We start from the raw sequence: 12,329 nt of genomic DNA on the forward strand, positions 1-12,329 counted from the left end.
ATATCAGTTACTTTTAATTTTTTTTAAATTCTTTAGTATTTAATACTACCATAATCTTTACACGAAATCACAATATTATCTTTATTAAGATAAGTGATATTATTCGTGCCCTGCTAATAAAGCTTCCAAAAAATCTAAATCACGTAATAATTTAGTTAATGTTTCATTGCTAATTTTTTGTTGTGCGCGCAAATGATAATATTCTCCTCGTTCAGCACGTAATGCATTCAACCTCATCCGTCTTTCTAATTCTTCAGTTAACATAGAATTCGCATCATTGTTGCCATCTATACGACGACGTAAATTCCCTATAACACGCGCACTTACCTCATTAATAATTTGACTATCAATATTTTCTTCTTGGCTATGTATTAACCGTTCTTCCAGTTTATACAAACTTTCAATAGCTACTTCTGCTGCTATCGCTCGTGCCATACGTTCCTCTTTTCGTTGTAATAATTTATCAGATACTATAATTCCCTGCAACAACCACGGAAGAACAATTACACCACATAGTAAAGAAAACAGAATAACACCAGTGGCAATAAAAACTAATTGATAACGAAATGGAAAAACTGATCCATCTCTCAAAAAAAGTGGTATTGAAAGTACTCCTGCTAATGTAATAGCGCCACGTACCCCAGCGAAAGAAGCAATTAAAATCTCTCGTATACTATATTCACCAAATACCATTGGACGCTTAGTCATACAATATAAACTTATGTTTTTCATCAACCACAACCACCCAAATCTAAGTATCATTAATGCGAAATAAATAAGAATTACGTATACAAATAACATCCATGTTTTAATAGTTGGATCCATTGCTGCTTGTGAAATAGAGGTTGATAAAATATCTGGTAATTGCAATCCCAGCATAATAAATACCATGCCATTAAACACAAATTCTAACATCGTCCAAACACTATTCCCTCTTAAACGCATAGCTAACGGTGCATTGCGAATTATTCCTGATTGCCCAATAGTCATTCCCGAAGCAACTGACGATAATATCCCAGATACCCCAATATGTTCAGCAACCAAATATGCCGCAAAAGGCAATAATAAAAGCAATATTGTTTGAGTAGCAGGATCACCACCGCTCCAATGAGTGATAACCCTTAATGATTTACTATATCCCCAAGTAACAGCTACCCCTGCTAATAATCCACCCATAGATACTTTGATAAATTCTATAGAAGCTCCACTTACACTAAAAACCATAGTACCCATAGCTACTGAAATAGCAAATTTGAGCGATACCAAACCTGATGCATCATTCATCAAAGCTTCTCCTTGAAGAATATCCATAATCTTTTTAGAAATACGTCCTTCCCCCACAATGCCTGAAAGCGCTACTGCATCAGTTGGAGATAAAACTGCTGCCAATGCTAATGCTGCTACGAGAGGCATTTCTGGTATCATCCAATGAATTAAATATCCAATACCAACCACGGTAATAATAACCAATACCAATGCCAATATAACAATTTCTCCCCCATGACGCAAAAACTCACGCATTGGAGTTTTCCAACCATCAGAAAATAATAAAGGGGGAATAAAAAGCAACAAAAATAATTCAGGATTAAAATCTACATGTAATCCAAATCTAGGCCAAGCTAATAAAGCTCCTAATACAATTTGCATTAAAGGTAATGGCATTTGAAATGGCAAAATTCGCGTTATAACTCCTGACATAGAGACAGCTAAAGTAAGAATAAGAATCGTGAAAAAAATCTCCATGCCGTAATCTCAACCGTATCAAAAAAAAATAAATATTTTACCTACGAATATAATATTAGTTTTATATTTACTTCATATTGTATATAAGCATGGCATTAATGCATAATGCATTAAACAAAATGATTGAATTTATATATGTATATAACCCTTTGGTTATATACTACGTACAAGAAATCAAAATATTTTTACATTTGCTTTAACAATATAAACACTATGATTTATTATTTAAATATATTCAATATAGTATTGAATGTACCATTCATATATGTATATATACTTACTGTATAACATCCTAGATGTATGGCAATTCTTGTAATAACTCTGTTTGAAGCACTTTAACACTCGTTAATATGATCAAGTTGATTGAATGATAGCAAAAATATAAATGCATATTTGATTAGTTTATATAATTTAAACAACATGATAACAATATGAAATTTCTGTTGATATAACTAAAAATACAAAACATAATCTATGTATATTGATGTTTATAGGCTATATATAAATATATAACATGAGCCTAACTATTCTAAAATCCAACCCATACACAACAACATCTCACACAATAAAACAGACCAAAGTCAATTTTAATGCATTCAAGTTCGTTCAAAAAGGAATATCCTCTTCATCGAAAGAAACATCGGGCGAATCATTAGAAGCTACATCATTCGATGTAGATTCGTCACTGTTATTCATTATGTTCTGATCATCTAATGATACGTTTTCTCCTGCATGACGGCTACCCAACATTTGCATTGTTCCTCCGATATTAACAATGATTTCAGTAACATACCGATCTTGTCCATTTTTATTTTGCCATTTTCTAGTTTTTAACGATCCTTCGATATACACCTGAGAACCTTTATGCAAATATTCTGATGCAATTTCTGCTAATCTTCCAAATAACACTACACGATGCCACTCAGTTTTTTCTTTAAATTCATTCGTTTGTTTATCTTTCCAGGATTCAGTAGTAGCTACTGAAATATTAGTGACCATATTACCATTAGGCATATAACGAATCTCCGGTTCCTGACCGAGATACCCTATTAAAATAACTTTATTAATTCCTCTGTTAGCCACAATGCCTCCGCTAATTACATCGTATGGTTTTTATATAAAACATTTCTATTCAAATAACTATGTGATTGCCATTGCATTAAACAATATAATTAATATACTTCAATCAAAACCAATATTATTAACTAATATTTCTAAAAAATTCCATAAAATAAAATGAATCATATTAAGAATCAGTATTTTATCGAGTGATACGACACTGTATTAGTAAAAAATTTTAAATTATTGCATGAATTTCATGAAAAAAATTAAAAATCACATTTATACTGAAACATATAATAATAATTAATTATTAATTCATAATTAACTTTATTTTTTATGTTTATTACAGTATAAAACATAATTAAACAATAATATTTATATATGTATTATGTATCATTTATTGTAAAACAAATACTAAAAACTTTGCTTAAAATAAATACATAAGTTACTACTTTATATAGTAATATCTACAACAAATCCACATCACCAATAGAATATCAATATTGACCAGATTCAACATAGTTATCAAATCGAGACCATTGTCCGTTAAACATCAACCGTATGGTGCCAATGGGACCGTTTCGTTGTTTCCCTAGGATAATTTCAGCAACCCCTTTCATTTCGCTATTTTCATGATACACTTCATCACGATAAATAAATAAAATAAGATCGGCGTCCTGTTCAATTGCTCCAGATTCACGTAAATCTGAGTTAATAGGATGCTTGTCAGTACGCTGCTCTAAACCTCTATTTAACTGAGAGATTGCTATCACTGGCACTTTTAATTCTTTAGCTAAAGCTTTTAACGAACGAGAAATTTCTGAAATTTCTAATGTACGATTATTAGATAAAGACGGTACTCTCATTAATTGTAAATAATCAATCATAATCAAACTCAAACCATCATGTTCACGACACAACCTACGAGCACGACCACGCACTTCAGAAGGCGTTAAACACGAAGAATCATCAATATATATATTACGTTTTTCCAAAAGAAGTTCCATAGCACTAGTAATTCTTTCTCGGTCTTCATTATTCAGTCGCCCCGTACGAATACGCACTTGATCAACTCGAGACAATGAAGCTAACATACGCATTATAATTTGATCACCAGGCATTTCTAAACTAAATATCAACACTGGTTTCTTCTCAGTCATTGCGGCATGTTCACATAAATTCATAGCAAAAGCAGTTTTTCCCATAGAAGGACGAGCAGCAATAATAATAAGATCAGATTTTTGTAAACCATCAGTTTTTTTATCCAAGTCTTTATATCCGCTAGAAACACCAGTAACACCATATTTCGGTTTATTACATACCTTCTCAATATGAGCAACTGTTTTTTCTAAAATATGATCTATTCCTTGTGGATTAATATTGTGATTACTTTTACTATTTGAGATTTGAAAAACGAGAGATTCAGCTAAATCTAATAGCTCGTCACTGCTTCGACCTTGAGGATTATATCCGGCATCAGCAATTTTATTTGCTATCGCAATCATTGCGCGTATTACCGAACGTTCACGTACTATATCGGCATATGCAACTACATTAGAGACACTAGGAACATTCTTTGACAACTCTGCTAAATATGCAAATCCTCCCACTAATTCTAATTTTCCTTGAATCTCTAAAGATTCCGACAGTGTTATTAAATCAATAGGTTTATTCCTTTCTAACAAACATTTCATTTCATTAAAAATAATTCGATGAGCATAATTAAAAAAATCATCAGAATTTACTTGTACTGATACATATTCCCACTGAGTATTATCTAACATTAAACCACCCAATACTGATTGTTCAGCTTCTAATGAATACGGTGGTATCTTTACATTATTTACTTGTTGATCATGCGAAACATGCATTGTCTTAATATTTTCTCCGCATAAATTTTTATTTTTATTAACAAGAAATATCTAAATTTGTAAACATGAAAACCATATTTCCACCATTACAAATACCTGTGTAACACCCAAAATAACTAAACTAATGCCAATCATAAAATGATATATACAAATATCATACCTATGTATACTGGGATTGTTTAAAATATTAAAAATGAAATTAAAATACATTTTGTATCTAATAATACAATATTTTTACTAATATAATATGAAAATACTTACAGTTTAATCGATGATAGTATAAACATACAGTACATAAACATCTTTTTATAGATAAAAAATAAAATCATTATGCGTAACCATCTTTCAATATTATTTATTATTCATTTACTGCAAACTATATGCTATAAACGTAAAAGACACAATTAATTAATAAATCTACATTTTTATATGTACTATAATTACTTTTTAGTATCATCTTTTTTTCAGGGATATATCAAATAACTGTTGATTTATACCTCCTATATTGACAATAACATAACTATATCATCAATAATTTAAGGAACAGTATGAATACTAATATCCAAAAAATATTAACTCAAATTAAAAAACTGTGCGAACAACGATGTGTACGTTTAACACCGCAACGCTTGGCGGTCTTACGATTGATATCCCAATACAACGGAGCTATAAGTGCTTATGATTTACTAGATTTACTACGACAATCTTCGTTACCCCACGCAAAACCTTCTACTATTTATCGCGCTTTAAACTTTCTGTTAGCACAAGGATTTATTCATCGTGTTGAATCTACTAATAGTTTTATGTTATGCCACTATTTTTTTGAATTATCACATAATTTTGCTTTCTTTATTTGTAAAAGTTGCAAACAAGTTACCGAACAAACAACAAAAGGAATCGAAGAAATTTTACAAAACATGGCTCAAATCACAGGATTTACTATGTTTAATAATATTATTGAAGCACACGGATTATGTCCCAAATGTATCAATATTAAGTTGCACTCACATTACAAACCCTAATTATTTATATATGTACTAAAATTAATACAAATATTTTATATATACGTCATTAATTTTTAATATTATAATAATAAAAATCAATTAAAACTAACAATTTATCCATAATTGCGCCGTATATTAATATCAACTTAAATTAAAATTTTAATACTTTAGAATCCACATAAACTCGTAAGGCTACTTTGTACATACACTTATTCTATACACTCTTATTCTTAAAAAATAAAATCTATTATCTGTAAATTAATAGAAACTTGAAGCAATACCTATAAACACTAACATACCTACATAATTATTACTCAAAAAAGCCTGAAAATATTTCATTCGTTTTCTTTTATTAAGCAATATTTGTTGCCACGTAAATAATACGATGACACCAAATAATGAAAAAAAATAAAATGCTACAGTAAATCGTTCTTTCCATCCAATAATTCCCAATATAAATATAATACACAACTGAAACATTCCTATTGCAAATTTATCCATGTCTCCAAAAAACACAGCAGATGACTTTACTCCCACACATATATCATCCTCTCGATCTATCATAGCATATTGTGTATCATACACCACTGTCCATACAGTGTTCATCAGAAACAATAACCAAGCAGTACTATTTACAGGACTATTAATTGCGGTAAACGTCATTAAAATAGGCCAACTAAATAATATTCCTAACATTAATTGAGGAAAATAGGTGTATCTTTTAAGATAAGGATATATCCAAGACAATATCAATGCTACTACAGATAACAAGATAGTAATAACATTAAAACTTAGAACCAATATGAATGCAATAAAAAGAAGTATCACTAATACCACTAATGCCTCCTTTTTTGTGATCCTCCCAGATGATAAAGGACGCATTTTAGTACGTTGAACACGACTATCAATATCGTAATCAACATAATCATTTATGATACAACCTGAAGAACGCATACACAATACGCCGACAACAAACACTATCAAAATCCCTTTATCGGGGATACCTTGATGTGACAACCACAACCCCCATAAAGTAGGCCATAGTAATAGAAAAAACCCAATAGGTTGATTAATGCGCATTAACTGTGCTAGATTATAGCACTTTTTAATAAAAAAAAGCCCGTTTGACATAAAATTAGTAATTAATATAATCATTGTAACTTTTTACCAATAACAATATCAATCATCGATAATGTTATCACAGTATATACAATGGCATTGTGGATATTTATTTCACTTATATTTCATGAAATAATTACGTATTACCGCAATCGTATCCATCGCCGATTTATCAAACCAATAAATATTATGTCATATACAATAGGAAGCAAGCATGAAATATTTTTACAAACAACATGACCGTACAATAATGAAATATATCATGTATACATATGATCATCGTAAAAAAATATAATTTTCTTTTTTTCTATATAGATTCTCTTAGATAATACGAATTTTATCATTTTAATAATGGCGTATTTCTTATGTCACACTTTCTATTCAACTTAGAAATACACATCAGCATTATGTTGATTCTTGCATTGATTCTCGTATGTGTTTATGAAGCTATTAATGGTTTTCATGATACTGCTAATTCTGTAGTCACTGTAATTTACACTTGCGCATTACGTTCTCACAGTGCGGTGTTAATGTCAGGAATATTCAATTTCTTAGGCGTAACACTAAGTGGTTTGAGTGTTGCATATACAATTATCCATTTACTTCCCACTCATTTTTTTATGAATTCCAATACTAACCATATTTTAGCTATGATTTTTTCCACATTATTTGCAGCGATACTATGGAATCTTGGAACATGGTATTTCAGATTACCTACTTCTAGTTCTCACACTCTAATCGGAACATTAATTGGGATCGGATTAGCACATGCAATTATTACACACTGTCCAATGGTGCAAGGATTGAATATTCCAAAATTAATTAATATTTTTTTATCATTAATAATATCACCAATAATAGGTTTGACGCTATCTAGAATAATTATGTTAATATTATGTAGATACTGGAACAGCAACAAAAAAAATAAAAACATTCATATCACTCCAACTCAACAAGCAGAAGAATATGGAAAACCTCAACCATCATTATGGACTCGTATTATATTAATTTTATCTGCAGCTGGAGTTAGTTTTTCTCATGGCGCAAACGATGGACAAAAAGGAATTGGTCTTATCATGTTACTGCTAATAGGAGTAGCTCCAGCAAACTTTATGTTGAATATGCATGCTAGTACTCATGATATATCCCGTACTCGAAATGCCGTGGATGACGTTTATAAATATTATACTCAACACTATAATAATTTTAAAACTATCATGCCATCAGAAATCACATCTATGCCCATATCAATAGCATTAAACCAAATAAAAGTTATTGTTCCTTCCATCAAAGACTCTACGCAAATTTTTATAAAAAATAACAACGTAACATATTTTAATAAATATCTATCTGCTTCAGAAACAGAGATACAACTAAGAAAAATTTTCCACGATTTATCATTAACTCTTACTATTATCAATAACGCTTTACTGTTGCTTGAAAATTTGGATAATTATGCTCAATTAAACGTAGATCAACGTTCCCAAATGAGACAATTACTCATCTATGTAGTAGATGTTTTAGATCAAATCATAGTACTCCCAGAAACCTCGTATGAAAATAAAAATTTCCTTAAACACTTAAAAAAAAATTTGTTGAACACCATTGAATACGCACCAACTTGGATCATTTTGGCTGTTGCATTATCATTATCTTTAGGTACGGTAATTGGGTGGAAACGAGTTGCTACTACTATCGGGGAAAAAATAGGAAAAAAGGAGATGACTTATGCGCAGGGTTTATCAGCCCAATTAACTACAGCTATATCTATAGGCACAGCAAGTTACGTTGGAATGCCTGTATCAACTACTCATGTATTATCCTCATCCATTACGGGGAGCATGCTAATTCGGGGATGGGGAGTACAAGGGAAGACGATAAAAAACATATTAATTACTTGGTCATTAACTGTACCTGTGTCTACTATATTAAGCGGAAGTTTTTATTGGGTTACATTAACACTATTACATAAATACATTCAAATATAAAACAAAAAAGTATAAATAACTTCTAGATTTCTTACACATAACTACTGAAGATATCTGTCAAAAAAACCAAACAACATCCTCTATCATCAATTTATCTGATTAATCTAAGAATAATTGCATACAATTAAAATGGTGTATATAATAAATTATGCACGTTTTATTAACATAGAATTATCAATAGTAACAGAGAACCCATAATATCTTAGCATCGGTTTTACTGTCATAGTGTGTGTACTACAAAATTTTGAAAGACATTTTTTTAAGTCAATGGACCCCCCCAACGCAAGAATATCATGAAGAAACAATTTCCCTATTTTTGAATTAAGAATGCCTAATTCTTGAAAACGACACCAAACATTGGATGCCAACATATCCGACCATAAATAACTATAATACCCTGCAGAATAATCATTAGAAAAAGTATGTAAAAAAGAGTGAGGAAAACGATCCCAATCCATTGAAAAATGATACGTTGATATTTGTTTTATTACGTCATTAAATATTTTTAATACACTCCTCTTTTCCCCCGGAATATATTCATGATGTATTCGTAAATCAAATAATCCATATATCACTTGACGTAAAAGATACGATGATGATTGGTATGTTTTTGTTTTTAATAAGTTATTTATTATATGATCAGGTAACGGTTCTTGTGTTTGACAATGCATGGAAATTAATTGTAATACATTAGGTTCCCAGCAAAATTTTTCCATGAGTTGACTAGGTAATTCTACCACATCCCAAGGTACCCCATTAACTCCAGATATCTCTGGAATATCAATGCGTGTCATAATATGATGTAGTACATGCCCAAACTCATGAAATAAAGTAATGACATCATGATGCGTCAGCAAACATGAAGATTTTTGATTTTCTGAACGATTAAAGTTACAAGTTAAGTATGCGATGGGTTTTTGATTAGCAGTATTATTCCGATACATCATGCTCACTAACTCATCCATCCAAGCACCCTCTCTCTTATCATTTCTAAGGTATATATCTAAATAAAATCCTCCTATCCACTCATTTTCTTCGTCAAAAATATCAAAAAATCGTACATCAGAATGCCATTTCTCTATGTTATAACGTTCTTTAATAATGATTCCATAAATGCGATTCACTACTGAAAACATTCCATGAAGTACCGTTTTTTCAGTAAAATAATAACGTAGTTCTTCATTTTTAATAGAAAAAAGATACTGTTTCTGTTTCTCTCTATAATATGCAACATCCCATGGATATAAAGATATACAAGAACATTTATTTTTAGCAAAATTTTGTGTTTCTAAAAATTCTTTATATTCGTAAGGGCGTATCTGGTCGGATAGGTTTATAAGAAAATCAAATACTTGCTTTGGGCTTTGTATCATTCTGTTTGCTAAAGATTTTTCAAGATAAGTACTAAATCCCAAAATTTGTGCTAACTCATAGCGTAATGCAAGAATTTCATCCATTACCAAAGTATTATCCCATTTTCCGCTATTAGGTCCTTGATCAGAAGCACGAGTATTAAAAGCCCAATATAGTTCTTCTCTCAGTTCTCGGGTATCACAATATAACAAAACTGAAGAATAACTAGGATATTGCAATGTAAATAACCATCCTTTTTTTCCACGAACTTGTGCTGCTGCACGAGCAATCTCTAATATATGATCTGGTATTCCGGATAATATTTTTTTTTCAGTAACTAACTTATTCCAACCTAACGTTGCGTCAAATACATTATTGGCATAATTTGAACTTAATCGGGATAATTTAGAGGTTATATATGCATATATCTTTTTATTCTGTGGAGACAAATAAATTCCTGATAATTTAAAATTACGTAAAATATTATTTAACACTTTTTTTTGTATTGAACTTAACTGTTGATAAGCATCTCCATGTCGTAATAATTGATACGATCTATACAATCCATAATGTTGATTGACCCAATTTCTATATTCAGAAATAAGTGGTAAACTTTCTTCATAAACTTTACGTAATTCTAAATTATGTTGCACAGAATTTAAATGCGTTATCGGAGACCAAGTGCGTTGCAACTCATTTTCTGCAATCATCAACGGATAATATAACGTGTCCCAAGTAATACGTTTCTCAGATGCAATCTGCTCTACCGTATTATAACAATGAGTCAATACTGTTCGCACAGCCTCTTTTATATGGCTTACCTTAATAGAGGAAAACGGAGGAAATATAGAATAGCTTAACAACGGATTATTATCCATAAAACAAACCTTAAAAAATTATAGCTATCGTATAGCCAATTTTGAAATCTCACGTTGTATTAAAATCATATACATAAACAGGTTATACATACATCCAGATATTATCTGTAAACTTATTTATTTAATTAAATAGGTCTTTATTGACGCATCATTTACAATCATTTTACTGTTTATCAATTTACGTAAAATTCAATAAAATACATCATTATTTTATATCGGTGAGGAAGGATTTGAACCTTCGACCTATACGTCCCGAACGTATTGCGCTAACCAAACTACGCTACTCACCGTCGTGTTATAAGTATGGTTGCATATAACTCGCGATTCAACATAAATATTCTGATTTTATTGACACAATCAACCACAACAAAATTTAGAATTTACTAATACGATTTTATCAATAAGAATACCACTAAACAGATATCTAAATTAAAATATTTATTTTATCATGTTTTATCAAAAGTTGAAATATACACAAACATCATATTAAATAATATAAATAATTTGCATACATTTATTAATAAATAATCTATTCGTATACATTATTATCTAACAAATGTATAATCTAAATTATGCTTAGAATTAATAGTCTTACTATTTACATTATTATGGAGAAATTTTAATTATGAGTTTTATATTACCTTCTTTAACTTACTCATATGATGCTTTAGAGCCATTTTTTGATGAAAAAACTATGGAGATTCATCATACAAAACACCACCAAGCATACATTGATAACGCTAATGCAGCGCTAATTGATTTACCTGAATTTTCTAATCTATCTGTTATAGAATTAATAAAACAATTAAATCATTTACCTAATCACAAAAAAACTATATTACGTAATAATGCCGGAGGACATATCAATCATAGCCTTTTTTGGAAGTATCTTAAAAAAAATACTGTACTTCAAGGATCATTAAAAGATGCAATAGAATATAACTTTTCAAGTATCTCTTCTTTTAAAGATCATTTTGAAAAAACCGCCATTAGTCGTTTTGGATCTGGTTGGGTATGGCTTATAAAACAAAATAATATTTTATCTATAGTATCTACTGCTAATCAAGATAACCCATTAATGGGAACAGATATTTCCGGAACAAATGGACACCCAATTCTTGGTCTAGATGTATGGGAACATGCCTATTACTTAAAATATCAAAATCGGCGATTAGAGTATATTAGATCATTTTGGAGTATAGTGAACTGGGATGAAGTACACGAGCAATTCAATCAAGTATAAAATAGTTATTAATTAAACTAAAAGATATGAGTTTTATATACACATGTCAAATTTGATGGCATTCTAAA

At 30.2% G+C, this 12,329-nt stretch carries 8 protein-coding genes and 1 tRNA gene; 3 read left to right on the forward strand and 6 right to left on the reverse strand.

Annotated features, from left to right (window positions below; all coding sequences use genetic code 11):
* Positions 1-99 precede the first annotated feature (99 nt).
* The 3 genes from M9397_RS02540 to dnaB form a co-directional block, all read right to left on the reverse strand.
* The gene (locus tag M9397_RS02540) at positions 100-1,743 is read right to left on the reverse strand and encodes a Na+/H+ antiporter (RefSeq protein ID WP_250226821.1); all 1,644 of its coding nucleotides are present in this window, start codon (positions 1,741-1,743) and stop codon (positions 100-102) included.
* Between the two features lie 606 nt (positions 1,744-2,349).
* A complete protein-coding gene (gene ssb / locus M9397_RS02545; protein ID WP_250226822.1) occupies positions 2,350-2,826 on the reverse strand; it encodes a single-stranded DNA-binding protein in 477 nt (158 codons plus the stop codon).
* 476 nt (positions 2,827-3,302) lie between these two features.
* Positions 3,303-4,676, reverse strand: a complete 1,374-nt coding sequence (dnaB, locus tag M9397_RS02550; RefSeq protein ID WP_250226823.1) for a replicative DNA helicase — start codon at positions 4,674-4,676, stop codon at positions 3,303-3,305.
* A gap of 548 nt (positions 4,677-5,224) precedes the next feature.
* On the opposite strand from dnaB, the gene zur reads away from it, so the two are divergent.
* On the forward strand, positions 5,225-5,698 hold the full coding sequence (zur, locus tag M9397_RS02555) for a zinc uptake transcriptional repressor Zur (protein WP_250226824.1): 474 nt from the start codon (positions 5,225-5,227) through the stop codon (positions 5,696-5,698).
* 240 nt (positions 5,699-5,938) lie between these two features.
* Here the strand turns inward: zur and ubiA are convergent, their stop codons facing one another.
* On the reverse strand, positions 5,939-6,811 hold the full coding sequence (gene ubiA / locus M9397_RS02560; RefSeq protein ID WP_250226825.1) for a 4-hydroxybenzoate octaprenyltransferase: 873 nt from the start codon (positions 6,809-6,811) through the stop codon (positions 5,939-5,941).
* 353 nt (positions 6,812-7,164) lie between these two features.
* Between ubiA and M9397_RS02565 the strand changes: the two genes are divergently transcribed.
* Positions 7,165-8,787 (forward strand): inorganic phosphate transporter, encoded by a 1,623-nt coding sequence (locus M9397_RS02565; RefSeq protein ID WP_250226826.1) that lies wholly within the window; start codon positions 7,165-7,167, stop codon positions 8,785-8,787.
* A gap of 146 nt (positions 8,788-8,933) precedes the next feature.
* Here M9397_RS02565 and M9397_RS02570 read toward each other — a convergent pair whose 3' ends face one another.
* Entirely contained in the window at positions 8,934-11,018 is a 2,085-nt protein-coding gene (locus tag M9397_RS02570; protein WP_250226827.1) for a M3 family metallopeptidase, read from the reverse strand.
* A 215-nt stretch (positions 11,019-11,233) separates the two neighbouring features.
* A tRNA-Pro gene (locus M9397_RS02575) sits at positions 11,234-11,308 on the reverse strand.
* A gap of 335 nt (positions 11,309-11,643) precedes the next feature.
* Between M9397_RS02575 and M9397_RS02580 the strand changes: the two genes are divergently transcribed.
* The gene (locus M9397_RS02580) at positions 11,644-12,261 is read left to right on the forward strand and encodes a Fe-Mn family superoxide dismutase (RefSeq protein ID WP_250226828.1); all 618 of its coding nucleotides are present in this window, start codon (positions 11,644-11,646) and stop codon (positions 12,259-12,261) included.
* Positions 12,262-12,329 lie beyond the last annotated feature (68 nt).

The organism is Blochmannia endosymbiont of Camponotus sp. C-003 (genome assembly GCF_023585685.1).
Taxonomy (GTDB): domain Bacteria; phylum Pseudomonadota; class Gammaproteobacteria; order Enterobacterales; family Enterobacteriaceae; genus Blochmanniella.